This is a genomic window from Bacillus sp. GW821-FHT11D08 (assembly GCF_058808515.1).
In genome coordinates, this window is record NZ_JBXARS010000002.1 from 623,596 (window position 1) to 648,126 (window position 24,531).

The 24,531-nt window shown below is 48.9% G+C and carries 23 protein-coding genes, 1 riboswitch and 1 other annotated feature; all 23 genes read left to right on the forward strand.

Annotated features, from left to right (window positions below):
• Window positions 1-60 precede the first annotated feature (60 nt).
• Window positions 61-831, forward strand: a complete 771-nt coding sequence (locus AC1RRX_RS06695) for a YlmH family RNA-binding protein (RefSeq protein WP_007409722.1) — start codon at window positions 61-63, stop codon at window positions 829-831.
• 94 nt (window positions 832-925) lie between these two features.
• Window positions 926-1,420 carry a septum site-determining protein DivIVA gene (divIVA, locus tag AC1RRX_RS06700; RefSeq protein ID WP_003154406.1) on the forward strand — a complete coding sequence of 165 codons (495 nt, stop codon included), beginning with the start codon at window positions 926-928 and terminating at the stop codon, window positions 1,418-1,420.
• A gap of 61 nt (window positions 1,421-1,481) precedes the next feature.
• Window positions 1,482-1,710, forward strand: a binding site (T-box leader).
• 52 nt (window positions 1,711-1,762) lie between these two features.
• Window positions 1,763-4,528 carry an isoleucine--tRNA ligase gene (gene ileS / locus AC1RRX_RS06705; protein ID WP_144463962.1) on the forward strand — a complete coding sequence of 922 codons (2,766 nt, stop codon included), beginning with the start codon at window positions 1,763-1,765 and terminating at the stop codon, window positions 4,526-4,528.
• Window positions 4,529-4,677: 149 nt separating this feature from the next.
• Complete coding sequence (locus AC1RRX_RS06710; protein ID WP_007409725.1) at window positions 4,678-5,049, forward strand: TraR/DksA family transcriptional regulator; 372 nt, start codon at window positions 4,678-4,680, stop codon at window positions 5,047-5,049.
• 101 nt (window positions 5,050-5,150) lie between these two features.
• Complete coding sequence (lspA, locus tag AC1RRX_RS06715) at window positions 5,151-5,612, forward strand: signal peptidase II (protein ID WP_144463961.1); 462 nt, start codon at window positions 5,151-5,153, stop codon at window positions 5,610-5,612.
• 1 nt (window position 5,613) lies between these two features.
• The gene (locus tag AC1RRX_RS06720; protein WP_020955794.1) at window positions 5,614-6,528 is read left to right on the forward strand and encodes an RluA family pseudouridine synthase; all 915 of its coding nucleotides are present in this window, start codon (window positions 5,614-5,616) and stop codon (window positions 6,526-6,528) included.
• Window positions 6,529-6,716: 188 nt separating this feature from the next.
• The gene (gene pyrR / locus AC1RRX_RS06725; RefSeq protein ID WP_003154392.1) at window positions 6,717-7,262 is read left to right on the forward strand and encodes a bifunctional pyrimidine operon transcriptional regulator/uracil phosphoribosyltransferase; all 546 of its coding nucleotides are present in this window, start codon (window positions 6,717-6,719) and stop codon (window positions 7,260-7,262) included.
• Between the two features lie 154 nt (window positions 7,263-7,416).
• Entirely contained in the window at window positions 7,417-8,727 is a 1,311-nt protein-coding gene (gene pyrP, locus AC1RRX_RS06730) for a uracil permease PyrP (RefSeq protein ID WP_007409727.1), read from the forward strand.
• 142 nt (window positions 8,728-8,869) lie between these two features.
• Window positions 8,870-9,784, forward strand: coding sequence for an aspartate carbamoyltransferase catalytic subunit (locus AC1RRX_RS06735; protein WP_061890587.1), 915 nt, complete (start codon window positions 8,870-8,872; stop codon window positions 9,782-9,784).
• Entirely contained in the window at window positions 9,768-11,054 is a 1,287-nt protein-coding gene (pyrC, locus tag AC1RRX_RS06740) for a dihydroorotase (RefSeq protein ID WP_007409729.1), read from the forward strand. The genes AC1RRX_RS06735 and pyrC overlap by 17 nt, the downstream gene beginning before the upstream one ends.
• Window positions 11,051-12,145, forward strand: coding sequence for a carbamoyl phosphate synthase small subunit (locus AC1RRX_RS06745; protein WP_094032421.1), 1,095 nt, complete (start codon window positions 11,051-11,053; stop codon window positions 12,143-12,145). The genes pyrC and AC1RRX_RS06745 overlap by 4 nt, the downstream gene beginning before the upstream one ends.
• Window positions 12,130-15,345, forward strand: a complete 3,216-nt coding sequence (gene carB / locus AC1RRX_RS06750; RefSeq protein WP_144463960.1) for a carbamoyl-phosphate synthase (glutamine-hydrolyzing) large subunit — start codon at window positions 12,130-12,132, stop codon at window positions 15,343-15,345. The genes AC1RRX_RS06745 and carB overlap by 16 nt, the downstream gene beginning before the upstream one ends.
• Entirely contained in the window at window positions 15,342-16,112 is a 771-nt protein-coding gene (locus tag AC1RRX_RS06755; RefSeq protein WP_020955796.1) for a dihydroorotate dehydrogenase electron transfer subunit, read from the forward strand. Before carB ends, AC1RRX_RS06755 begins: the two co-directional genes overlap by 4 nt.
• Window positions 16,112-17,047: a dihydroorotate dehydrogenase gene (locus AC1RRX_RS06760; RefSeq protein WP_007409733.1), complete on the forward strand. Its 936-nt coding sequence runs from the start codon at window positions 16,112-16,114 to the stop codon at window positions 17,045-17,047. The genes AC1RRX_RS06755 and AC1RRX_RS06760 overlap by 1 nt, the downstream gene beginning before the upstream one ends.
• On the forward strand, window positions 17,016-17,735 hold the full coding sequence (pyrF, locus tag AC1RRX_RS06765; RefSeq protein ID WP_007409734.1) for an orotidine-5'-phosphate decarboxylase: 720 nt from the start codon (window positions 17,016-17,018) through the stop codon (window positions 17,733-17,735). The genes AC1RRX_RS06760 and pyrF overlap by 32 nt, the downstream gene beginning before the upstream one ends.
• Window positions 17,732-18,364 (forward strand): orotate phosphoribosyltransferase, encoded by a 633-nt coding sequence (pyrE, locus tag AC1RRX_RS06770; protein ID WP_007409735.1) that lies wholly within the window; start codon window positions 17,732-17,734, stop codon window positions 18,362-18,364. The genes pyrF and pyrE overlap by 4 nt, the downstream gene beginning before the upstream one ends.
• A 101-nt stretch (window positions 18,365-18,465) precedes the next feature.
• Window positions 18,466-18,570, forward strand: a riboswitch (SAM riboswitch).
• 127 nt (window positions 18,571-18,697) lie between these two features.
• Window positions 18,698-19,399: a phosphoadenylyl-sulfate reductase gene (locus tag AC1RRX_RS06775; protein WP_003154369.1), complete on the forward strand. Its 702-nt coding sequence runs from the start codon at window positions 18,698-18,700 to the stop codon at window positions 19,397-19,399.
• A 12-nt stretch (window positions 19,400-19,411) separates the two neighbouring features.
• Window positions 19,412-20,476 (forward strand): sulfate permease, encoded by a 1,065-nt coding sequence (gene cysP / locus AC1RRX_RS06780; RefSeq protein WP_045207385.1) that lies wholly within the window; start codon window positions 19,412-19,414, stop codon window positions 20,474-20,476.
• Window positions 20,477-20,524: 48 nt separating this feature from the next.
• On the forward strand, window positions 20,525-21,673 hold the full coding sequence (sat, locus tag AC1RRX_RS06785) for a sulfate adenylyltransferase (RefSeq protein ID WP_144463959.1): 1,149 nt from the start codon (window positions 20,525-20,527) through the stop codon (window positions 21,671-21,673).
• Between the two features lie 13 nt (window positions 21,674-21,686).
• Entirely contained in the window at window positions 21,687-22,280 is a 594-nt protein-coding gene (gene cysC / locus AC1RRX_RS06790) for an adenylyl-sulfate kinase (protein WP_007611313.1), read from the forward strand.
• A gap of 124 nt (window positions 22,281-22,404) precedes the next feature.
• Window positions 22,405-23,178 (forward strand): uroporphyrinogen-III C-methyltransferase, encoded by a 774-nt coding sequence (gene cobA / locus AC1RRX_RS06795; RefSeq protein WP_007409740.1) that lies wholly within the window; start codon window positions 22,405-22,407, stop codon window positions 23,176-23,178.
• Complete coding sequence (locus AC1RRX_RS06800; RefSeq protein ID WP_144463958.1) at window positions 23,179-23,964, forward strand: sirohydrochlorin chelatase; 786 nt, start codon at window positions 23,179-23,181, stop codon at window positions 23,962-23,964. It abuts the gene before it with no gap.
• Window positions 23,945-24,433 carry a precorrin-2 dehydrogenase/sirohydrochlorin ferrochelatase family protein gene (locus AC1RRX_RS06805; RefSeq protein WP_108724978.1) on the forward strand — a complete coding sequence of 163 codons (489 nt, stop codon included), beginning with the start codon at window positions 23,945-23,947 and terminating at the stop codon, window positions 24,431-24,433. The genes AC1RRX_RS06800 and AC1RRX_RS06805 overlap by 20 nt, the downstream gene beginning before the upstream one ends.
• Window positions 24,434-24,531 lie beyond the last annotated feature (98 nt).

The window sequence follows — 24,531 nt, forward strand, 5'->3', positions numbered from 1 at the left end:
TGCGACAGTTTGATACGGGCTTGGCACCAGCCAAGCCTCTTTACATAGAAAGGAAAGAACATGAGCGATATTTACCAGCACTTCAGACAAGACGAGCGGCCTTTTATTGATCAGGCGCTTGAATGGAAACAGATTGTCCTGGACCAGTATCGGATGAAGCTGACTGATTTCTTAGATCCCAGAGAACAGGTCATTGTAAAGGCCGTTATCGGCGACGCCTGCGGTCTTGCGTTTTTCGGAGGATATGACAGAGCTGAGCGCAAACGCGCGATTTTATACCCTGAATATATGGAACCTGAACAGGATGATTTTGAGCTTCGGGCTTTTGACGTTCAATACGCTGAAAAATTCGTCAGCATTGACCACCGCTCTCTTCTCGGATCATTAATGGGGATCGGCTTAAAGCGGCAGAAATACGGCGATCTGATTTTCTCAGAGGAAGCCGTGCAGCTGATCGTCTCCGGTGAAATCGCCGATTTTGTCAGCACTCAGCTGACCAAGGCGGGCAAAGCGCCGGTAAAGCTTGAGAAAATCGAGCTTTCCGCTCTTCACATTCCCGCTTCAGATGTCGAAATAAGGGATGACACGGTTTCTTCATTGCGTCTCGACGCCGTCTGCGCTTCAATGAGCAGGCAATCCCGGCAGAAAGCGCAGGCGCTTGTGAAAAACGGGCTCGTTAAGGTGAATTGGAAAGCCATTGAAGATCCGTCTTATCAGGTTGCTGAAGGGGACATGCTCTCGATTCGCGGCTTCGGACGATGCAGTTTGGCAAAAGTTGACGGAAAAACGAAAAAAGACAAATGGAAAGTTACATTTGAACGGCAAAAATGAGTCGTTTTTTCAGTTTTTTTCTCCATCTGTGCCGTATTTGTTTTATAATGTGAACTAGATAACCGTACTGAAATGTAAAAATGGAGGTGGCAATATGCCATTAACGCCGAATGATATCCATAACAAAACGTTTACAAAAGGTTTTCGCGGATATGATGAAGATGAAGTAAATGAATTTTTAATGCAGGTCAGAAAAGATTACGAAATCGCACTCCGTAAAAAAACGGAGCTTGAGGCGAAAGTGAACGAGCTGGACGAAAAAATCGGCCACTTTGCCAATATCGAAGAAACGCTGAATAAATCAATTCTCGTAGCCCAGGAAGCCGCAGAAGACGTAAAGCGCAACTCGCAGAAAGAAGCGAAGCTGATCGTCCGTGAAGCAGAAAAAAATGCTGATCGCATCATCAATGAGTCGCTTTCCAAATCAAGAAAAATCGCAATGGAAATTGAAGAGCTGAAAAAACAGTCTAAAGTCTTCAGAACACGTTTCCAAATGCTGATTGAAGCGCAGCTCGATCTGCTGAAGAACGATGATTGGGATCATCTGCTGGAATACGAAGTCGACGCGGTATTTGAGGAAAAAGAATAATTTTCTGATTTTCTTGACATTCTCCGGCCCGTTCGAATATAATACGTTCATAAATTCAGATGAAAAGACGATTGAAAGGGACCGGCATGACTCAAAACAGGCTATAAAGCGACCCGGGGAAGGTGAAAGCCCGGGATGGCCGGAATCATGCAGATCAGCCCTTTAGTTTCCTTTCTGAACCGAGAGTAGGAAAGGACGTTCCATCACGTTACGATGTTCGAGAGGAAAAGACGGATGATCCGTTTTTTCTAAAAGGGTGGTACCGCGAGATAAGCTTTCTCGTCCCTTATGGGATGAGAGGGCTTTTTTTTATTTTCTGAAAAATGTTGTGGAGGAATGAAAATGGATTACAAAGATACGCTGTTAATGCCGAAAACAGATTTTCCGATGCGCGGAAATCTGCCGAATCGTGAGCCGGACATGCAAAAAGACTGGGAGGAGCAGGACATTTACCGTCTTGTTCAAGAACGGACGAAAGACCGCCCGAAATTCGTGCTGCATGACGGACCTCCTTATGCAAACGGAGACATCCACATGGGCCATGCCCTGAACAAAATCCTGAAAGACTTCATCGTCCGCTATAAATCAATGAGCGGCTACAACGCACCGTACGTGCCGGGCTGGGATACGCACGGACTGCCGATTGAAACGGCGCTGACGAAAAACAAAAAAGTAAACCGGAAAGAAATGTCCGTCGCTGATTTCCGCAAGCTTTGCGAAGATTATGCATGGCAGCAGATCGAAAGACAGCGCGAACAATTCAAGCGTCTCGGCGTCAGAGGCGATTGGGAAAACCCGTATGTTACGCTTCAGCCTGAATTTGAAGCGCAGCAGATCCGCGTTTTCGGCGAGATGGCGAAAAGAGGCTATATTTATAAAGGTCTGAAGCCGGTCAACTGGTCGCCTTCCAGTGAATCTGCCTTAGCAGAAGCGGAAATTGAATATCAGGACAAACGTTCCGCGTCTATTTATGTTGCGTTTAAGGTGAAAGACGGTAAAGGCGTTCTGGAAAACGGAGAAAGCTTCATCATCTGGACGACGACGCCGTGGACGATGCCTGCCAACCTCGGAATTTCCGTTCATCCTGATCTTGAATACAATGTCATCAAGGTTGGAGACAAGCGTTATGTAGTGGCAGCTGAACTGATCGAAAACGTAGTGGAGGCATGCGGCTTTGAAAATCCCGAAGTTGTCGCATCATATAAAGGCAGAGAATTAGAATACATCACTGCAGAACATCCGCTGTACGGCAGAGATTCACTCGTCATGCTCGGTGACCACGTCACAACCGATGCCGGAACAGGCTGTGTTCATACTGCCCCGGGCCACGGGGAAGATGACTTTATCGTCGGCCAAAAGTACGGCTTAGAAGTACTGTGCCCTGTTGATGAAAAAGGAAACATGACCGACGAAGCGCCGGGCTTTGAAGGAATGTTTTACGATAAAGCCAATAAACCGATCACGGAGAAGCTTGAAGAAAACGGCGCGCTCTTGAAACTCGAGTTTATTACACACTCCTATCCGCATGACTGGAGAACGAAAAAACCGACCATCTTCAGAGCGACAGCGCAATGGTTTGCGTCAATTAAAGATTTCAGATCCGATCTGCTTGATGCCATCAAACAAACGAAGTGGGTGCCGGAGTGGGGCGAACAGCGCCTTTACAACATGGTGCGCGACCGCGGTGACTGGTGTATCTCAAGACAGCGCGTCTGGGGCGTTCCGATCCCGGTATTTTATGCAGAAAACGGTGAGCCGATCATCACTGACGAAACGATTGAACACGTGTCTGAGCTGTTCAAACAGCACGGCTCAAACGTCTGGTTTGAAAGAGAGGCAAAAGACCTTCTGCCGGAAGGATTTACACATCCGGGAAGCCCGAACGGAATCTTCACGAAAGAGCAAGACATTATGGATGTGTGGTTTGATTCAGGTTCTTCCCATCAGGCTGTTCTTGAAGAACGTGATGATCTTGTCCGTCCGGCTGATTTATACCTTGAAGGCTCTGACCAATACCGCGGCTGGTTTAACTCATCTCTTTCCACCGCTGTTGCAGTCACCGGCAAAGCACCGTATAAAGGCGTATTAAGCCACGGATTTACACTTGATGCAAACGGCCGTAAAATGAGTAAATCACTCGGCAATACGATTGACCCGACAAAAATCGCAAAACAGCTTGGAGCTGAAATTCTGCGTTTATGGGTATCTTCCGTAAACTATCAGGCCGATCACCCGGTTTCTGAAGATATTCTGAAGCAGGTCGCGGAAGTATACCGGAAAGTCCGCAACACGTTCCGCTTCCTTCATGGCAACCTGTTCGATTTCAATCCAAGCGTCAATGCCGTTGATGTAAAAGATCTCCGCGAAGTGGATCAATATATGCTGATCAAGCTGAATAAGCTGATCGATAAGGTGAAAAAAGCGTACGATGAATATGAATTTGCGGTTGTTTATCACAGCATTCACAATTTCTGTACGATCGAGCTCAGCTCCTTCTATCTTGATTTTGCAAAAGATGTTGTGTACATCGAGCATGCGGATCATCCGGACCGCCGCAGCATGCAGACCGTCTTCTATGAAACGCTGCTGGCGTTAGTGAAGCTGACGGCGCCGATTCTCCCGCACACGGCAGATGAAATGTGGTCTCACTTATCATTTGTTGAAGAAGCAAGCGTGCAGCTGACAGATATGCCGGAAACCATTGCTGTTCCGGACAGTCAAGCGACAGAAGAAAAGTTCGACCGCTTCATGGAGCTTCGAAACGACGTGCTGAAAGCTTTGGAAACAGCCCGTAACGAAAAAATTATCGGAAGATCATTGGAAGCGAGCCTGACTTTGTATCCGAACAAAGAAAACCGCGACCTCTTGTCATCCATTAAAGAAAATATCGCGCAGCTGTTTATCGTCTCAGAACTGACAGTAAAAGACGAAAGTGAAGCACCGGAAAACGCGCAAAGCTTCACAACAGGAAAAATGACCGTAGAAAAAGCGGAAGGCCAGATGTGTGAACGTTCCCGCGTAATTTCTAAAGATGTCGGAGCCAATCCGAAATATCCGACATTATCACTGCGCAATGCGGAAATCGTTGAAAAATATTATCAAAAATAATGAATGAGAAAGCGCCCGGTGACAGCCGGGCGCTTTTTTACATGCCACTAATGTCATCGATTAGAACGACAGGAAAAATCTTATGGGCTTCAAATGGCGCTCTGGGGGCAACAATAAAGCCATAACATCAAGAGCAGGAGTTGTGATGAATGAATGATCAACTGACCGCAATCCACACGGAGCTTCTCATGATGAAAGAAGAACTTCAATCAAGATTATTCGAATATTCTTGCTTTCAAATGTCAGCATCTGTTGAACCTTCAATGAACGACCAAGAAGCAACTCTGATCTATCATATAAAAGAAGAACTTCAGGACGTTCTTCTTGCCCTGTCTAAGTTTGAAAACAATACGTACGGTTATTGTGAAAAAACTGGCGACCCCATTCCGATTGAAAAACTTGCGGTGCTGCCGACGGCCAGAACCGCTGATGATTTCTATTATCCCGCTCAATTTGAAAAGAAAACCCTTCCATATTGGGAACCCGGAGATTATGCATATGATCAGGCGCTGTATGAGTGACAGCGTCTGTTTGCATGCGCTTATGATCTGCCTTTACTCTGGCACCTTTTACTGATAAAATTCATAAAGGATAAAAGTAACTGTATACTGGAGGAACGTGTGTGCTTTATTATCTTATCGCTCTTTTTATTATTATTGCCGACCAATTGACCAAATGGCTTGTCGTCAGCCATTTGGAATTGGGACAAAGCATACCTGTCATCGACCAGGTGCTTTATATCACATCTCATCGCAACACGGGAGCGGCGTGGGGGATTTTAGCCGGCCAAATGTGGTTTTTCTACGTCATTACCATCGCCGTGATTATCGGAATCGTTTATTACATACAGCGTTATGCAAAAGGGCAGATGTTACTCGGAATTTCTCTCGGCTTAATGCTGGGCGGTGCGGCCGGAAACTTTATTGACCGGGCGGCGCGCCAGGAAGTGGTTGATTTTATTCATGTCATCATCGTGGATTATCACTATCCGATTTTTAATATCGCGGACTCCTCACTGTGCGTCGGTGTAATACTTTTATTTATTCATATGCTGTTTGACAGCGGGAAAAAGAAGGAGCAATAACATGAATCAATTTGAGATAACCGTTCAGCCTGAACAAAAGAGCGAACGGATTGATAAATTTTTGGCTTCAACGGGAGAAAACTGGTCACGCACTCAAGTGCAGCAATGGGTAAAAGAGGGATTGGTATCTGTTAACGGCAAATCCGTAAAAGCGAATTATAAAATGCAGCCTGGCGATCAGGTAAACGTCACCATTCCTGAACCGGAAGAATTGGACGTGCTTGCAGAGCCGATGGATTTGGACATTTACTATGAGGATCAGGACGTCTTGGTTGTGAACAAACCGCGGGGCATGGTTGTACACCCGGCGCCCGGCCATGTGACAGGGACGCTTGTAAACGGACTGATGGCTCACTGCAACGACCTTTCCGGCATTAACGGCGTCATGCGCCCGGGAATCGTCCACCGTATTGATAAAGATACTTCCGGTCTGTTAATGGTCGCTAAAAACGATATGGCGCATGAATCACTCGTTAATCAGCTCGTCAATAAAACCGTGACCAGAAAGTACAAAGCGGTTGTCCACGGGGTGATTTCACATGATGACGGAACAATTGACGCTCCGATCGGTAGAGATAAAAAAGACCGTCAAAGCATGACCGTAACAAGAGAAAGCAGCAAAAACGCCGTCACGCATTTCCACGTGCTTGAGCGGTTTCAAGACTTCACGCTCGTAGAGTGCCGTCTTGAGACCGGAAGAACGCATCAGATCCGTGTTCATATGAAATATATCGGGTTTCCTTTGGCAGGCGATCCGAAGTACGGACCGAGAAAAACCATTGATTTCAATGGTCAGGCGCTTCATGCCGGAATATTAGGTTTTGATCATCCGCGGACGGGAGAATACATGGAGTTTGAAGCGCCCCTTCCTGAAGATATGAAAAAACTCATTGAAGATTTAAGAAATAGCCATTGACAGCGACTTTCTTTTCTGAAATAATAAAAACAAGCTGAATAGATTCTTTAACACAGTCCAGAGAGGCTGAGAAGGATAACGGATAGGACAGAAGAGATACGCATGTGTCTTCGTCTTGGAAAGGAACCCCTCTATGCTCTGGCAGGAGGGGTTTTTTCTTCTTATATACGAATGGAGAGGTGTCACGAGTGAATCAAAAAGCTGTTATTCTCGACGAACAGGCGATCAGGCGGGCGCTGACAAGGATAGCCCATGAAATGATCGAACGGAATAAAGGAATGAATGACTGCATTCTTGTAGGGATTAAAACAAGAGGCATTTATTTAGCGAAGCGGCTGGCCGAGCGGATCGAACAGATTGAAGGGAATCCGGTCACCGTCGGGGAAATCGATATCACCCTTTACCGTGACGACCTGACGAAAAAAACGAGCAATGAAGAGCCGCTTGTAAAAGGCGCGGACATTCCGGCCGATATTACAGACCAAAAGGTCATTGTGGTTGATGATGTGCTTTATACCGGCCGGACGGTGAGAGCGGCGATGGATGCCCTCGTTGATGTCGGACGGCCGTCATCGATACAGCTTGCCGTGCTTGTCGACAGAGGGCACCGGGAGCTGCCGATCAGAGCGGACTATATCGGGAAAAACATTCCGACCTCAAAAGCTGAAAAAGTGATGGTTCAGCTGAGCGAAGTTGATCAGACTGATATGGTCGCCATTTACGAAAATGAATAATCACCCTTTTTAAATGCATTCCAGAGAGTTTGCAAAGAGGATTTTAAAACACAAAGCCGGGCGGATCGACGCGGCCGGGTTTTGTATGCCTCTTTGCGCAAAAAGCAAAGAGGTTTTTTTATACCATTTGAAAGTCAACCGGGAGGAAAACGCCATGAGTAAGAAAAAAGTAAACCTGGGAGTCAGGGACGTCCCCAATCCATTGTCCTGGCTGTCATTCAGCCTGCAGCATTTATTCGCCATGTTCGGTTCAACCATACTCGTGCCGAAACTGGTCGGAATGAGCCCGGCAGTGGCGCTTGTCACGAGCGGAATCGGGACACTCGCCTATCTCTTGGTGACAAAAGGCCAGATTCCCGCTTATCTCGGCTCATCATTCGCCTTTATATCACCGATTATCTTGGTTAAGGCGACGGGAGGGCCGGGGGCTGCCATGGTCGGCGCTTTCCTGGCGGGAATTGTGTACGGCCTGATCGCATTGCTCATCAGGCAGCTTGGAACGGGGTGGCTGATGAAGCTGCTGCCCCCGGTGGTCGTTGGGCCGGTCATCATCGTCATCGGCCTCGGACTGGCAAGCACAGCCGTCAATATGGCAATGTATGCCGATCCGAATGCAAAGGAACTCGTCTACAGCTTGAAACATTTCAGTGTAGCCGGCGTCACTTTGGCCATCACCATTATTTGCGCCATCTTTTTACGGGGATTTTTAAGCCTGATTCCGGTATTGATCGGCATTATAGGCGGCTATCTGTTTGCGCTGACACAGGGCATCGTCAATTTTCAGCCGGTCATTGATGCAAAGTGGTTCGCCGTTCCTGAATTTATCATCCCTTTCAAAGACTATACGCCGTCAGTGACATTGGGCATTGCGGCTGCGATGGTGCCGGTCGCTTTCGTGACGATGTCAGAACATATCGGCCATCAAATGGTGCTGAGTAAAGTCGTCGGACAGGATTTCATTAAAAAGCCGGGACTGCACCGCTCCATAATGGGGGACAGTGTTGCGACGATCATTGCTTCGTTAATCGGCGGCCCGCCGACGACAACATATGGCGAAAACATCGGTGTACTGGCAATTACGAGAGTTTTCAGCGTCTTTGTCATCGGCGGCGCGGGAGTGATTGCGCTGTGCTTCGGATTTATCGGAAAAGTTTCGGCGCTGATCAGCTCTGTTCCGTCCGCGGTTATGGGAGGCGTTTCCTTCCTGCTCTTCGGAATTATCGCCTCCAGCGGCTTAAGAATGCTGATTGACAACAACATTGATTATGAAAACAAGAGAAATTTGATTATCACATCCGTCATCCTCGTGATCGGCGTCGGAGGGGCTTTTATTCAAGTATCAAAAGGCGGGTTCCAAATATCCGGCATGGCGCTTGCGGCAATCGTCGGAGTCATCCTGAACCTTATCCTGCCGCATGCAAATGAAGAAGACGCGATTGCATCAGAAAAACAAAATCATATGTAAAACCTTTTAAAGAAAGTCCAGAGAGGCTTGGAAGGGTTATAACGGGAAGAAGCTGTACGCTGCTTCTCTCTTTAACCGCACCCCGAGTCTATAGACCGGGGTGTTTTTTTACGGCCTTCAAGCGGAAACGGAGGAGAAAAACATGAATCATTTAACGGCGATGTCTGAACTGAGCGCGGCTGAAATTACAGAACTGCTGCGTGAGGCAAAAGCGATAAAAGAGGGAACAGTCCGCCCCGATCTCGCGGGAAAATTTGTTGCGAATCTGTTTTTTGAACCGAGCACGAGAACGCGGTTCAGCTTTGAAGTGGCGGAAAAGAAACTCGGGATGAACGTGCTCAGCTTAGACGGCACGAGCACAAGCGTTCAAAAAGGCGAGTCCTTATACGACACGGTCAAAACTCTGGAATCAATCGGAGCGGACGCCTGCGTCATCAGGCACAGCACGGATGAATATTACAAAGATCTGACCGGCAGAGTCAATATTCCGATCTTAAACGCCGGCGACGGCTGCGGCCAGCACCCGACTCAGTCATTGCTCGATTTAATGACGATTCAAGAGGAATTTGAGACCTTTCAGGGCCTGACAGTTTCCATTCATGGCGATATCAAACACAGCAGGGTGGCAAGGTCAAATGCCGAGGTGCTGACAAGGCTCGGCGCACGCGTGCTGTTTTCTGGTCCGCCGCAATGGCAGGATGAGAAAAACGCCTTCGGCACCTGTGTACAGACGGATGAAGCCATACAAGCTTCAGATGTCGTCATGCTGCTCCGCATCCAAAATGAAAGGCATCAGACAGAAGCCGACCAAAAAGGCTACCTGGAAGCATACGGGCTGACCGCAAAGCGGGCGGAGAGCATGAAGCGGCATGCCATCATCATGCATCCCGCACCGGTGAACAGAGGAGTCGAAATTGACACAACATTAGTGGAATGCGGAAAATCAAGAATCTTTAAACAAATGGAAAATGGCGTGTATATCAGAATGGCAGTCTTAAAAAGAGCACTGCAAACCAATGTGAAAAGGGGAGAAGCGGCTTATGTCTTATCTCATTAGGAACGGCTGGATGTTAAATGAACAGGGAGAAAAAGTGGCACAGGATATCCGGGTAACGGGTGAATTCATTTCGGAAACCGGGCTTCTGACAGCGAAAGACGGAGAAACGGTGATCGACGCTGACGGACTGTTCGTTTCACCGGGACTCGTAGACCTTCATGTTCACTTCAGAGAACCGGGCGGCGAGAAAAAAGAAACCATTGAGACGGGCTCTAAAGCCGCGGCGCGAGGCGGCTTTACCACAGTCGCAGCCATGCCGAATACAAGACCGGTGCCGGATACGAAAGAGCAGATGGAATGGCTGCAAAACCGGATCAAAGAAACCTCATCTGTCAGGGTTCTTCCTTACGCATCCATTACGATCAGGCAAACCGGCGAAGAAATGACAGATTTTAAGGCGCTTCATGAAGCCGGAGCATTCGCCTTCACCGATGACGGCGTCGGCGTTCAGACGGCCGGAATGATGTATGAAGCCATGAAACGGGCGGCTTCAATGAATAAAGCGATTGTCGCTCATTGTGAGGATAACTCACTTATTTACGGAGGGAGCGTGCATGAAGGTTCTTTTTCAAAAGCGAACGGCCTGAACGGCATACCTTCCATTTGTGAAGCGGTACATATCGCCCGTGACGTCCTGCTGGCGGAAGCGGCGGGCTGCCATTACCACGTGTGTCATATCAGCACGAAAGAATCGGTCAGAGCCGTAAGAGACGCAAAAAAAGCGGGAATTTGCGTGACGGCGGAAGTGTCGCCGCACCACCTGCTTCTTTGTGACGAAGATATCCCGGGACTTGATACCAATTTTAAAATGAATCCGCCGCTTCGCAGCAAAGAGGACAGAGAGGCGCTGATTGAAGGGCTTTTAGACGGTACGATTGATTTCATCGCCACTGACCATGCGCCGCATACAGAAGAAGAGAAAAACACGGATATGAAGCTTGCACCTTTCGGGATCGTCGGTTTAGAAACAGCCTTTCCGCTTCTGTACACACATTTTGTGAAAAACGGGGCGTGGACGCTGAAGCAGCTGGTTGATTTCATGACGGTAAAACCTTGCGAGGCATTTGATCTTCCGTACGGAACGCTTGCACCGGGGGCGCCGGCTGACATCACCCTGATTGATCTGGAAAAAGAAGCAGCCATTGACAAAGATACATTTTTATCTAAAGGAAAAAATACGCCATTCAACAAGATGAAGTGCTTCGGCTGGCCTGTTGCAACGATGGCTGCCGGTAAGCTTGCATACGAAGAAGGGAGACTCGTCAAATGAAAAGAAGACTAGTGCTGGAAAATGGAGCGGTATTTGAGGGTGAAGCATTCGGGAGCCTGGAGCATACCGCGGGTGAAGTCGTATTCAACACGGGAATGACCGGTTATCAGGAAATTTTATCAGACCCTTCTTACTGCGGGCAGATCGTGACGCTGACGTATCCTCTGATCGGCAACTACGGAATTAACAGAGATGACTTTGAATCCATCACTCCTTTTGTAAAAGGGCTGATCGTAAAAGAAATGTGCGAGCTGCCTTCCAACTGGCGTTCGGCTTACACGCTTGACGAGTATTTGAAAATGAAAAATATCCCCGGCTTACAAGGGATTGACACGAGAAAGCTCACAAGAATGATCCGCACGGCCGGCGCATTAAAAGGAACGTTTGCTTCAAGTGAGGAGAATGTCGGAGAGGTTCTTGCAAGGCTGAAAGAAACGGAACTGCCGAGAAATCAAGTCGCTCAAGTATCTGCGAAAACGGCATATCCGAGTCCGGGCCGCGGCAAACGCATCGTACTCGTCGATTTCGGTATGAAGCACGGCATTTTAAGAGAGTTAAACAAAAGAAAATGCGATGTCATCGTTGTGCCGTACAATGTAACGGCGGAAGAAGTGCTTCAGCTCAAGCCGGACGGCATCATGCTTTCTAACGGACCCGGAGATCCGAAAGATGTGCCGGAAGCCATTGAAATGATAAAAGGCATACTCGGGAAGGTGCCGTTATTCGGAATCTGCCTCGGCCACCAATTATTTGCACTGGCATCCGGAGCGGAAACGGAAAAAATGAAATTCGGACACAGGGGTTCCAATCATCCGGTTAAAGAGCTTGCGACAGGGAAAGTCGCTTTAACCGCCCAAAACCACGGATATACAGTTTCTTCAATAGATGAGACAGAGCTTGAAGTGACGCACATTGCGATCAATGATCAAACGATCGAAGGACTCAAGCATAAAACATTGCCGGCATTTACGGTTCAGTACCACCCTGAAGCTTCACCGGGGCCGGAAGACGCCAATCATTTATTTGACAGATTCATTGACTTGATCGAAACAACTGAGAAAGAAGGGGAAGCGGTATGCCAAAACGCGTAGATATTAAAAAGATTTTAGTGATCGGATCAGGCCCGATTATTATCGGACAGGCGGCGGAATTTGATTATGCGGGCACACAGGCGTGTCTCGCTTTGAAGGAAGAAGGCTATGAAGTCATTCTCGTCAACTCGAATCCGGCAACGATTATGACGGATACGGAAATGGCTGATCGGGTATACATAGAACCGCTGACGCCGGAGTTTCTCACTCGTATTATCAGAAAAGAACGGCCGGACGCCATCCTGCCGACTCTGGGAGGCCAGACCGGACTGAATCTTGCCGTTGAGCTGTCTGAACTCGGGGTTCTTGAGGAATGCGGGGTGGAAGTGCTCGGCACAAAGCTGTCCGCCATCCAGCAGGCGGAAGACCGCGACTTATTCCGTACGCTGATGAATGAGCTGAATGAACCGGTGCCGGAAAGTGAGATCATCCGCACTTTACAGGAAGCCGACGAATTTGTCGGCCGGATCGGGTTTCCGGTTATTGTGCGCCCCGCTTACACATTAGGCGGAACGGGCGGCGGCATCTGCTCGAATGAAGCAGAACTGAAAGAGATCGTCGAAAACGGATTAAAACTCAGCCCCGTCCATCAGTGCCTTCTGGAAAAAAGCATTGCCGGTTACAAAGAGATCGAATATGAAGTCATGAGAGACAGCAGAGATCACGCGATCGTCGTCTGCAACATGGAAAATATCGATCCGGTCGGCATCCATACGGGCGACAGCATCGTCGTTGCCCCGAGCCAGACTTTGAGCGACCGGGAATATCAGCTTTTGCGCAATGTTTCATTAAAGCTGATCCGCGCGCTCGGCATTGAAGGCGGCTGTAATGTTCAGCTCGCGCTCGATCCCGACAGCTTCCAATATTACATTATCGAAGTGAATCCGCGGGTGAGCCGCTCATCTGCCCTCGCTTCAAAAGCGACGGGTTACCCGATCGCAAAGCTTGCGGCGAAAATCGCAGTCGGGCTTTCTCTTGATGAAATGATGAATCCCGTAACGGGAAAAACATATGCGGCTTTTGAGCCCGCGCTTGACTATGTCGTTTCTAAAATCCCGCGCTGGCCGTTCGACAAATTTGAGTCGGCAAACCGCAGGCTCGGGACGCAAATGAAAGCCACCGGAGAGGTCATGGCCATCGGGCGCACCCTTGAAGAATCGCTGTTAAAGGCGGTCCGCTCACTTGAAGCCGATGTCTATCACCTGGAACTGAAGGATGCGGAAGAGATTTCTGACGGACTTTTGGAAAAACGGATCAGAAAAGCCGGGGATGAACGCCTGTTTTATCTTGCTGAAGCGTTCAGAAGAGGCTATACAGTGGAGCAGCTTCATGAGTTTTCCGCAATTGACGTATTCTTTTTGCACAAGCTCTGTAAGCTGGTCGCTTTTGAAACAGAGCTGAAAGCGGAAAAAGGCAGCCTCGCCGTCCTTCAGACAGCGAAGGAACTCGGTTTCTCCGACAAATATATCAGCCGGGAATGGAATATGCCGGAACAAGAGCTGTATCAAATGCGAAAAGAAGCAGACATCAAGCCTGTATATAAAATGGTGGATACATGTGCGGCGGAATTCGAATCAGAAACCCCGTACTTTTACAGCACATATGAGGAAGAGAACGAGTCTGAGGTTACATCAAGAAAAAGCGTCGTCGTCCTCGGTTCCGGCCCGATCCGTATCGGACAGGGCGTCGAATTTGACTATGCGACCGTTCATTCTGTCTGGGCGATCAAGCAGGCAGGCTATGAAGCGATTATTATCAACAACAACCCTGAGACGGTGTCCACTGATTTCAGCATATCAGACAAACTGTATTTTGAACCGCTGACGGTAGAAGATGTCATGCACATCATCGATTTGGAACAGCCGGAAGGCGTTGTCGTCCAATTCGGCGGCCAGACGGCGATCAATCTTGCGGAAGAATTGAGCGCCCGCGGCGTCAAAATCCTCGGCACATCACTTGAAGATTTAGACCGTGCGGAAGACCGGGATAAGTTTGAGCAGGCGCTTGAGGCGCTGAATGTGCCGCAGCCGCTCGGAAAAACCGCTGTGTCGGTGAACGAAGCGGTCAAAATTGCCGCATCCATCGGCTATCCGGTACTTGTCCGCCCTTCGTATGTGCTCGGCGGCCGGGCGATGGAAATCGTCTATCACGAAGAAGAGCTGCTTCACTATATGAAAAATGCGGTCAAAATCAACCCGCAGCATCCGGTGTTAATCGACCGTTATCTGACGGGGAAAGAAATCGAAGTCGATGCCGTATCTGACGGCGAAACAGTCGTTATTCCGGGAATTATGGAGCATATCGAGCGGGCCGGCGTCCATTCAGGGGATTCAATCGCCGTCTATCCGCCTCAGTCTTTAAGCGAAGACATTAAGAAAAAAATCGAACAATACACTGTAGCCTTGGCAAAAGGCCTTAACATCATCGGGTTGCTGAACATCCAGTTCGTACTGTCGCAAGGTGAAGTGTATGTGCTTGAGGTAAATCCGCGGTCAAGCAGAACCGTGCCGTTCTTAAGCAAAATCACAAAGATTCCGATGGCGAATCTGGCGACAAAGGTCATTCTCGGCCAAAAGCTTGCTGATTTCGGCTATCAAGAGGGGCTGCAGCCTGAACAGCAGGGGGTATTCGTGAAAGCGCCTGTCTTCTCATTCGCGAAGCTGAGAAGAGTAGATATTACGTTAGGCCCTGAAATGAAGTCGACGGGAGAGGTCATGGGCAAAGATTCAACCCTGGAAAAAGCGCTCTATAAAGCGCTGATTGCTTCTGGCATTCAAATCCCGAACTACGGCTCAGTGCTGTTGACTGTTGCCGATAAAGATAAAGAAGAAGGACTGCTGATCGCGAAGCGGTTCCACGCCATCGGCTATAAAATCTTGGCGACGGAAGGAACGGCGGCTTATTTGAAAGACGCTCAGATTCCGGCTCAAGTCGTTGGAAAAATCGGCGAAGAAGGGAAAAATCTGCTCGATGTGATCAGAAACGGCGAAGCGCAATTTGTCATCAATACGCTGACAAAGGGCAAACAGCCGGCCAGAGACGGCTTCAGAATCCGCCGCGAATCCGTTGAGAACGGAGTCGCCTGCCTGACATCTTTAGATACGGCCGAAGCCATTTTGCGGGTACTGGAAAGCATGACATTCCGGGCGGATCATATGCCTGCATCCGAAACCAATCAAAAGGCGGCAGCCACGATATGAAGAAAGCGCATTTGACTGTTCAATCCAACTTAGAAATTGCCGACCGGATTTATAAGATGGTGCTGAAAGGAGAGCTTGTCCGGCACCTTACCGAGCCGGGTCAATTTCTACATCTGAAGGTGAGTGACGCGGTCACGCCGCTATTAAGAAGACCGCTCAGCATTGCGGACGTCGATTTCGAAGCGGATGAAGTATCCGTTATCTACAGAGCTGACGGTGAGGGAACGCGTCTTTTGTCCGGGAAAAAAGAGGGCGGCAGGATAGACGTTCTCGGCCCTCTCGGCAACGGGTTCCCCGTCCGGCGGATTGAACCCGGCAAAACCGCGCTGTTAGTCGGAGGCGGAGTCGGGGTTCCGCCTTTGCAGGAACTGTCAAAGCGCCTGACGGAAAAAGGCGTAAACGTCATTCATGTGCTTGGATTTCAATCAGCAAAGGATGTTTTTTACGAACAGGAATGTCGTGCGTACGGAGACACCTATGTGGCAACGGCTGACGGTACATATGGAGAGAAAGGGTTTGTCACCGATGTCATCCGTGAAAAGCAGCTCGAATTCGATGTCCTGCTAAGCTGCGGACCGACACCGATGCTGAAAGCTCTGAAGCAGCAGTACGGCCATAAAGAGGTTTATCTTTCGATGGAAGAGCGGATGGGCTGCGGCATCGGAGCCTGCTTCGCCTGCGTGTGCCGTACGGGTGAAAGCGATACATCCTATGTAAAGGTCTGCCTTGACGGGCCGGTATTTAAAGCTGAGGAGGTGGCGCTGTAATGTTAGAGGTGAATCTGCCGGGTCTCCAATTGAAAAACCCGATCATCCCCGCTTCCGGATGTTTCGGTTTCGGGAAAGAATATGCCGGATTTTACGATTTATCATGCCTCGGAGGCATTATGATTAAAGCAACGACGAACGAAGCCCGCTTCGGAAATCCGACGCCGAGAGTGGCGGAGACAAGCGCGGGAATGCTGAATGCCATCGGTCTGCAAAATCCCGGCCTTGAGCATGTGCTCAATCATGAGCTGCCTTGGCTCGAACAATTTGACACGCCGATTATCGCAAATGTCGCCGGTTCTCAGGTGGACGACTATAAAGAAGTGGCCGAGCACATCAGCCAAGCGCCGAATGTGCATGCGCTTGAGCTTAACATTTCATGTCCGAATGTCAAAACGGGGGGGATTGCTTTTGGTACTGATCCCGTCATGGCGGCCGAACTGACAAAAGCGGTGAAAGAAGTTTCCGCAGTGCCTGTGTATGTGAAGCTTTCGCCTAATGTCGCAAACATAACCGAAATTGCTAAAGCGATTGAAGCGGCCGGTGCTGACGGTCTGACGATGATTAATACACTCATCGGGATGAGGCTCGATCTCAAGACGGGACGGCCGATCTTAGCAAATAAAACGGGCGGACTGTCAGGCCCGGCGATCAAACCGGTCGCCATCCGGATGGTATACGAAGTCAGCCAGGCCGTTCAAATCCCGATTATCGGGATGGGAGGCGTTCAGACCGCAGAGGATGCATTAGAATTTCTTCTTGCGGGAGCGAGTGCGGTTGCCGTCGGCACGGCAAACTTCGTCAATCCGTTCGTCTGCCCGGAAATCATAGAACAGCTCCCCCGTGTACTGAGCCAACACGGCTTTCAATCTGTAAGTGAATGCATCGGAAGGAGCTGGAAACATGAAAAACAACCTGCCCATCATCGCGCTTGATTTTGCATCAGGGGAAGAGACTTTAACGTTTTTAGACTTGTTTGAAAAGGAAAGGCTTTTTGTCAAAACCGGGATGGAACTTTTTTATCAGGAAGGCCCCGCCATCATTCACCAATTAAAAGAACGGAACTGTGATATATTTTTAGATTTAAAGCTTCATGATATCCCGACTACGGTCAATAAAGCGATGAAGCGGCTGGCCGGCCTCGGCGTTGATCTCGTCAATGTGCATGCGGCAGGGGGCGCACGCATGATGCGCGCGGCCCTTGAGGGGCTTGAAGAAGGCACGCCGGCAGGCAGAAAACGCCCGTCTTTAATCGCGGTGACTCAGCTGACCAGCACTTCAGAGCAGGTGGCGAAGGAAGAGCTTCTGCTGCATAAGCCGCTGTTAGAAACGGTCGTGCATTACGGCAAAATGGCGGAAGAGTGCGGGCTGGACGGAGTGGTATGTTCGGTGCATGAAACAAAAGCCATTTATGAAGCGGTCCGGCCTTCATTTCTGACAGTCACACCGGGCATCCGCACGGCCAGTGACGCAGCTGACGATCAAGTCCGGACGGCGACTCCGTTATTTGCGAAAGAAAACGGTTCGTCAGCCATTGTCGTGGGCCGCTCAATTACAAAAGCGGAAAACCCCGTTGAAGCATATGAAGCAATTAAACTGGAATGGGAGGGCGTTCGCCGATGAAACAGGCTATCGCAAAACATCTATTACACATTGAAGCTGTCTTTTTACGCCCGAATGAGCCGTTTACGTGGGCGAGCGGCATTTTATCACCGATCTATTGTGACAACCGTCTGACATTGTCGTATCCAAAAGTGAGAAATGATGTGGCGGACGGGCTCGGCAAACTGCTGAAAGAGCATTTTCCCGAGGCGGAGATGATCGCGGGCACTGCAACGGCGGGCATTCCGCATGCTGCGCTTCTCGCAGACCGTGCAGGCGCACCGATGTGCTACGTCAGAAGCAAACCGAAAGCGCACGGCAAAGGAAATCAAATAGAAGGCGCCATTAAGAAAGGACAAAAAACAGTCGTGATTGAAGACTTGATTTCTACCGGGGGCAGCGTGCTTGAAGCTGCAGCGGCCCTTCAAAGAGAGGGCGCGGAAGTCCTCGGCGTCATTTCCATTTTTACATACGGACTGCCGAAAGCAAAAGAAGCCTTTAAAAAAGCGGGTCTTCCTTATTACTCGTTAACGGATTATGACACGCTGATTGAAGTCGCGCTTGAAAACGGAACGATTCATTCAGATGACATTGAGAAACTGAAATCATGGAAACAGAATCCCGAGTCAAAAGATTGGTTTAAAAAATAATGACAATAAAAACAGGCCTCAGGGCCTGTTTTATTATTCCTATCAAAAAACTCGGGTTGACTTCTGTTAGAATTGTGCTAAAATTTAGTACAAATCTAAAAAGCTTATCAAGAGCGGCTGAGGGACTGGACCGATGACGCCCGGCAACCTGCGTGTCATGCAAGGTGCCGCATCCAGAAAAATGCACAGCATTTTGAAGATAAGGGCTATACCGGGTCACTGTCTTTCATTCCGCTGGATTGAAAGTTTTTTATATGAAAAAAAGATTGAGGGATAAGACAACCGGCAGAAAACAACAGCTGTTTGATTGTCTCCGGGAGGAGGAAAGGAAAAATGCTAACGTATGACACATGGGAAGAGCCGGCGATTACATTTCCGGAAGACGATTCCTATAAAGGCGCGCTGTCCGTTTTAAAATGGGCATACGGCCACTACGGAGACCAGCTTGTTTACGCGTGCAGCTTCGGGATTGAAGGCATCGTCCTGATCGATTTAATTTCTAAAGTAAAGAAAGACGCGGAAATCGTGTTTCTCGATACGGGTCTTCACTTTAAAGAAACATATGAAACGATCGAAAAAGTGAAAGAGCGTTACCCGGGACTGAACATTATCCTGAAAAAGCCCAGCCTTACTCTTGAAGAACAGGCCGAGGCGCACGGAGATAAACTGTGGGAAAGAGAACCGAACCAGTGCTGCTACATCAGAAAAATTCTGCCGTTAAGAGAAGCGCTCGCAGGGCATCCGGCATGGCTGTCCGGCCTTCGCCGGGATCAAGGGCCGAGCCGGGCGAATACGAATTTCCTGAATAAAGACGACAAGTTTCAATCGATTAAAGTATGCCCGCTGATCCATTGGACATGGAAAGACATCTGGAGATATACTTCCAAGCATGAGCTGGATTACAATATCCTCCACGATCAGGGGTATCCGAGCATCGGCTGTGAACCGTGCACTTCACCTGCGTTTACCGCGGAAGATTTGCGGAGCGGCAGATGGAACGGCATGGCGAAAACAGAATGCGGACTGCATGAATAAAGGAGCTGCCCGATGGAATTAGCCGCTATTTTATTCTGCCTGTTTTTTGCCATGAATATCGGAGCCAGCGGAGCCGCGGCTTCAATGGGAGTCGCTTACGGGTCCGGCGCAGTTAAAAAGAAAACGTATGCGCTGATCATCTGCGCGGCCGGAGTCCTGTCAGGGGCGGTTATCGGCGGCGGTGAAGTCGTTAAGACGATCAGCGGCGGAATCATTCCCGAACAAACCATTACGCTCACCATTGTCTGCATTATTATCGGATCGGCGGCGCTATCATTATTCACGGCGAATGTGCTCGGCATTCCGCTGTCGACGAGTGAGGTCACTGTCGGGGCGATTGTCGGTGTCGGCGTCGCGTACAAAGTATTGTTTTTACAGCATCTTTTAGTCATCGTGAGTTTTTGGGTGCTCGTACCGTTCGTCGCGTTCTGTTTCACGTTTCTCGTCTCGAAGGTATTCAGTTCTCTGAATATTCGAGTCATTTCGAGTCGGAAACAGAAGATTTTAGGGATTGTGCTGCTGATTGCGGGGTTTTGGGAAGCTTTTTCAGCCGGAATGAACAATGTCGCAAATGCGGTGGGCCCTTTGGTTGCTGCGGGCGTGCTCAGCGTGTCCAAAGGAACGCTGTACGGAGGCATCTTTGTCGCTCTCGGCGCTCTGCTTTTAGGACGCAAAGTGCTTGAAACCAACGGGAAAAAGATTACGAGATTTTCAGCCGGAGAAGGCATACTGCTTTCAGGAACCGGCGCGGGGCTTGTCATTATCAGTTCCGTCTTCGGTCTGCCGGTCCCATTGGCGCAAGTCACATCATCATCAATTATCGGTATCGGAATGGCCAAAAACGGGCCGAACGTTTTTCATAAAGAAGTCGTGAAAACGATGCTCAAAGTATGGGTCGTTTCACCGTTTTTGTCACTGTCGATTTCGTATTTGCTTGTCTCCCTGCTGTTAAAAGGAGATTACTATTCCATCTTTATGATGGCCAGCGTGCTTTTGGCAGCTGGCGGAGCCGCCAGTCTGATGAAAGCCATCCGAAAAGAGAAACGCTCTGTCCATGAACAAGGCGGAGGCATTTAACTATTAATCTGAGTTTATTTATCTGTTAACTGGGAGGAATCATGTATTATGAGTTTAGCACCGCACGGAGGAACATTAATTAATCGGGTAAATGAGCAGTATGATCTTACATCCGTCCAAAAAGAAATTGAGCTTGATTTGATTTCGTTCGCTGATTTAGAGCTGATCGGGATCGGGGGGTACAGCCCGATTGAAGGATTTTTCACAGAAAAAGATTACGTGTCAGTCGTTGAAAATATGCGTCTGGCATCCGGGGTTGTCTGGTCCCTGCCGATCACGCTTCCGGTCGATTCAGATAAAGCGGCTGAGCTTGCCGTCGGCGACACGGTGAAACTGACTTACGGCGGAGAAACATACGGCGTAGTCGACATCGAAGATATTTATACGCCGGATAAACAAAAAGAAGCCGTTCACGTATATAAAACCGATGATGCCGCGCATCCGGGCGTGAAAAAATTATTTTCACGCGGCGATACGTATGTCGGCGGGCCGATCACATTAGTTAAAAAAGCGTCAAAGCAGTTTCCCGAGTTTACATTTGAACCTGCCGATACAAGACGAAGCTTCGAAGAAAAGGGCTGGAAAACCATCGTCGGTTTCCAAACGAGAAATCCGGTTCACCGCGCCCACGAATATATCCAAAAAACCGCGCTTGAGACGGTTGACGGCCTGTTTTTGAACCCGCTCGTCGGTGAAACAAAATCAGATGACATTCCGGCGGATGTCAGAATGGAAAGCTACCAGGTGCTGCTCGATCATTATTATCCGAAAGACCGCGTGTTCCTCGGCGTATTTTTGGCGGCTATGCGGTATGCGGGGCCGAGAGAAGCCATTTTCCACGCGCTTGTCCGCAAAAACTACGGCTGCACGCATTTTATCGTCGGCCGCGATCATGCCGGCGTCGGTGATTACTACGGCACATATGAAGCGCAAGAGCTGTTTGATCAATTTACAGCGGATGAACTCGGGATTACACCGATGAAATTCGAGCACAGCTTCTTCTGCCAGAAATGCGGCAACATGGGAACGGCCAAAACATGCCCGCATGACAGAGAAGACCACGTCATTCTGTCAGGAACAAAGGTCAGAGAAATGCTGCGAAGCGGCGTCATGCCGCCGGCGGAATTCAGCCGTCCTGAAGTTGTCGAGGTGTTGATTAAAGGGCTGAAAACGAAAGAAGAAGCAGGCGTTTCTTAAGGAGGAAAATAGAGTGACAAATCGTGATATCGTGTGGCATGAAGCCTCAATAACGAAAGAAGAATACCAGCAGAAAAACAAGCATAAAAGCTCTATCCTCTGGCTGACGGGCTTAAGCGGTTCAGGAAAATCCACGATTGCAAACGCCGCAGCGCGCGAGCTGTTTGAACAAGGCTATCAAGTCATCGTGCTTGATGGTGATAACATCCGCCACGGCTTAAACAAGGACTTAGGTTTTTCCGATGATGACCGCAAGGAAAATATACGCCGCATCGGGGAAGTGGCGAAGCTTTTCGTTCAGCAGGGAACCATCGTCATCACGGCTTTTATTTCTCCGTTCCGTGAGGACAGAGATCAGGTGAGAGAGCTTGTGGCAGAGGGCGAATTTAATGAAATCTACGTGAAATGCGATCTCGATATATGTGAAAAGCGCGATCCGAAAGGTTTATATAAAAAAGCAAGAAATGGTGAAATTCCGTTCTTTACGGGGATCGACTCGCCGTATGAAGAGCCGAAAGCGCCTGAGCTCGTACTTGATTCAGGGAAATGTGAACGCGAAGAATGCACCGGAAGACTGGTTGACTTTGTGAAAAACAGCTTAGCATAATAGGTCCAAAAAGGCCGCGCAATCAGCCGGATATCCCCCGCAATGGCGGGATATGGTAAAATAGCTGAAGTGCGGCCTCGCGGCTGTTCTGGGAAGATTTCAAAACGGATCGGGGAGACATGCTATGGGGAAAGTATTTATCGTTGGAGCCGGTCCGGGAGATCCGGACTTATTAACGGTGAAGGCAATGAAAGCCATACAGAAAGCGGACGTTATATTATATGACAGATTGGTAAGCAAAGAGATTTTACAGTATGCCGGAGAAGAAGCGGATCTGATTTACTGCGGCAAGCTCCCGGATTTTCACATTATGAAACAGGATACGATCAACCGTTTCCTTGTGAAGTATGCGAAAAAGGGGAAAACCGTTGTAAGGCTCAAGGGGGGCGACCCGTTTGTTTTCGGCCGCGGAGGCGAAGAAGCGGAGGCTCTCGCACAAAACGCCATTCCGTTTGAGATCGTTCCCGGCATTACATCAGGAATCGCGGCTGCTGCTTATGCCGGCATTCCCGTGACGCACAGAGAGGCGAGCTCCAATGTCGCATTCGTTACGGGACATTATAAACAAGAAGACGACTTTGAAGAAAAATGGAAAGCGCTGGCGACGGGCATTGATACGCTGGTGATTTATATGGGAATTAAAAATATCCGGCAGATTGAAAGAATGCTGCTGGAAAACGGCAGAGACGCCGGCACCCCGGCAGCCTTTATTCATTGGGGAACGACGGACAGGCAAAAAACAGTCGTCTGCACCGTCGGCACGCTTTCAGACACAGTGATAAAAGAAGAAATCAAAAACCCGAGCTTAATTGTTATCGGCGATGTCGTCAATTATCACTGCAAACTGGACTGGTATGCATCTGAACAGAAAAATCTGGATTTGAGCGAGGCGTTGTAAATGAAGCAGGCGATTTTATACATCGGGCACGGAAGCAGGCTGAAAAAAGCGCAGACAGAGTCGGCGGCGTTTTTAAAAGGGTGCATGCCGCACGCTGACGCTCCCATTCAGGAAATTTGTTTTTTAGAACTGCAGGAACCGTCTATTGAAGCGGGATTTGAAGCATGTGTCAGACAAGGCGCCACTCATATTGCGGCCGTGCCTTTACTGCTGTTGACCGCTGCCCACGCAAAACATGACATTCCGACTGAAATCGCCCGTGCGGCGGCCCTGCATCCCGATATAAAAGTGACATATGGTGTTCCGATCGGAGTGGACGATGAAGTCGTAAAAGCGGTGCATCATCGCATTGAAGATACCGGAGTGCCCATTGAGCAGGCGAAAGTGGTGCTGATCGGAAGAGGAAGCACAGATCCGGCAGTTAAGAACGCAGTCAGTGAGATTGCCGGAAAACTTGAGGCGATTACACCTGTTAAAGAAGTCATCCCTTGTTTTTTAACAGCATGTGATCCGCACTATAAAGAAGTGTTTGCCGGCCTTGAAGAGGATGACGGAGCACCCGTTTTTATCGTTCCATATCTTCTGTTTACCGGGCTTTTAATGACTGAGATTGAACGGGAAGTTCAAAAGCTTCAAACGGTCAATCAAAATGTTCATCTCGCTTCATACTTAGGTTTTCACCCGCATATTAAGCAGGCGTTTTTGAACCTTGTGTCAGAAGCTGTTCGAAACCCCGGCGGTCAGTTTGATTTTAAGGGGGGACAGTATGCTGCCTCTGCACATTAATTTAAGCGGAAAAAGAATTATCATCGCGGGCGGAGGCAATGTTGCCTTTAGAAGGCTCAAAACGGTGCTTCCGGAAGGCGCGGATATTACTGTAATCAGTCCCGATGCCCTGCCCGAAATTAAACAGCTGGCGGATGAAGGACGCATCCGCTGGGTTTCCCGTAAAATTGAAATGAAGGATCTCGCGCCCGCTTTTTTCATCATTGCCGCGACAAATGACCGCAACGTGAATCAGGAGATAGCCGCGAGCGCTTCTGAAACGCAGCTGGTCAATTGTGTAAGCGATGCTGAACAGGGCAGCGTGTATATGCCGAAGATCATCCGCAAAGGGCGCATTCAAGTATCCGTATCAACAAGCGGCGCAAGCCCGGCACATACGAAAAGACTGGCTGAGGACATAGAGCATCTCATTACTGCTGATTTGGCTGAAGAAGTGGATCGATTATTTGAGAAAAGAAGAAGACCATAAAAAACACCTTGTCTGTCATCAGGGACTGACCCCATAAGATGAGACAAATAAAAACACCTTCAAGTTTGAATACGGATGATTGTTATCCGAAATTAGAC

What these genes read in the sequence shown, in the direction of transcription:
- divIVA (WP_003154406.1), top strand. Translation starts at nt 926, where the DNA reads ATGCCATTAACGCCGAATGATATCCATAACAAAACGTTTACAAAAGGT.
- AC1RRX_RS06710 (WP_007409725.1), top strand. Translation starts at nt 4,678, where the DNA reads ATGAATGATCAACTGACCGCAATCCACACGGAGCTTCTCATGATGAAA.
- carB (WP_144463960.1), top strand. Translation starts at nt 12,130, where the DNA reads ATGCCAAAACGCGTAGATATTAAAAAGATTTTAGTGATCGGATCAGGC.
- AC1RRX_RS06695 (WP_007409722.1), top strand. Translation starts at nt 61, where the DNA reads ATGAGCGATATTTACCAGCACTTCAGACAAGACGAGCGGCCTTTTATT.
- pyrE (WP_007409735.1), top strand. Translation starts at nt 17,732, where the DNA reads ATGAAACAGGCTATCGCAAAACATCTATTACACATTGAAGCTGTCTTT.
- sat (WP_144463959.1), top strand. Translation starts at nt 20,525, where the DNA reads ATGAGTTTAGCACCGCACGGAGGAACATTAATTAATCGGGTAAATGAG.
- AC1RRX_RS06745 (WP_094032421.1), top strand. Translation starts at nt 11,051, where the DNA reads ATGAAAAGAAGACTAGTGCTGGAAAATGGAGCGGTATTTGAGGGTGAA.
- cysP (WP_045207385.1), top strand. Translation starts at nt 19,412, where the DNA reads ATGGAATTAGCCGCTATTTTATTCTGCCTGTTTTTTGCCATGAATATC.
- pyrF (WP_007409734.1), top strand. Translation starts at nt 17,016, where the DNA reads ATGAAAAACAACCTGCCCATCATCGCGCTTGATTTTGCATCAGGGGAA.
- AC1RRX_RS06720 (WP_020955794.1), top strand. Translation starts at nt 5,614, where the DNA reads ATGAATCAATTTGAGATAACCGTTCAGCCTGAACAAAAGAGCGAACGG.
- AC1RRX_RS06755 (WP_020955796.1), top strand. Translation starts at nt 15,342, where the DNA reads ATGAAGAAAGCGCATTTGACTGTTCAATCCAACTTAGAAATTGCCGAC.
- pyrP (WP_007409727.1), top strand. Translation starts at nt 7,417, where the DNA reads ATGAGTAAGAAAAAAGTAAACCTGGGAGTCAGGGACGTCCCCAATCCA.
- AC1RRX_RS06805 (WP_108724978.1), top strand. Translation starts at nt 23,945, where the DNA reads ATGCTGCCTCTGCACATTAATTTAAGCGGAAAAAGAATTATCATCGCG.
- ileS (WP_144463962.1), top strand. Translation starts at nt 1,763, where the DNA reads ATGGATTACAAAGATACGCTGTTAATGCCGAAAACAGATTTTCCGATG.
- cobA (WP_007409740.1), top strand. Translation starts at nt 22,405, where the DNA reads ATGGGGAAAGTATTTATCGTTGGAGCCGGTCCGGGAGATCCGGACTTA.
- AC1RRX_RS06735 (WP_061890587.1), top strand. Translation starts at nt 8,870, where the DNA reads ATGAATCATTTAACGGCGATGTCTGAACTGAGCGCGGCTGAAATTACA.
- pyrC (WP_007409729.1), top strand. Translation starts at nt 9,768, where the DNA reads ATGTCTTATCTCATTAGGAACGGCTGGATGTTAAATGAACAGGGAGAA.
- AC1RRX_RS06800 (WP_144463958.1), top strand. Translation starts at nt 23,179, where the DNA reads ATGAAGCAGGCGATTTTATACATCGGGCACGGAAGCAGGCTGAAAAAA.
- AC1RRX_RS06760 (WP_007409733.1), top strand. Translation starts at nt 16,112, where the DNA reads ATGTTAGAGGTGAATCTGCCGGGTCTCCAATTGAAAAACCCGATCATC.
- AC1RRX_RS06775 (WP_003154369.1), top strand. Translation starts at nt 18,698, where the DNA reads ATGCTAACGTATGACACATGGGAAGAGCCGGCGATTACATTTCCGGAA.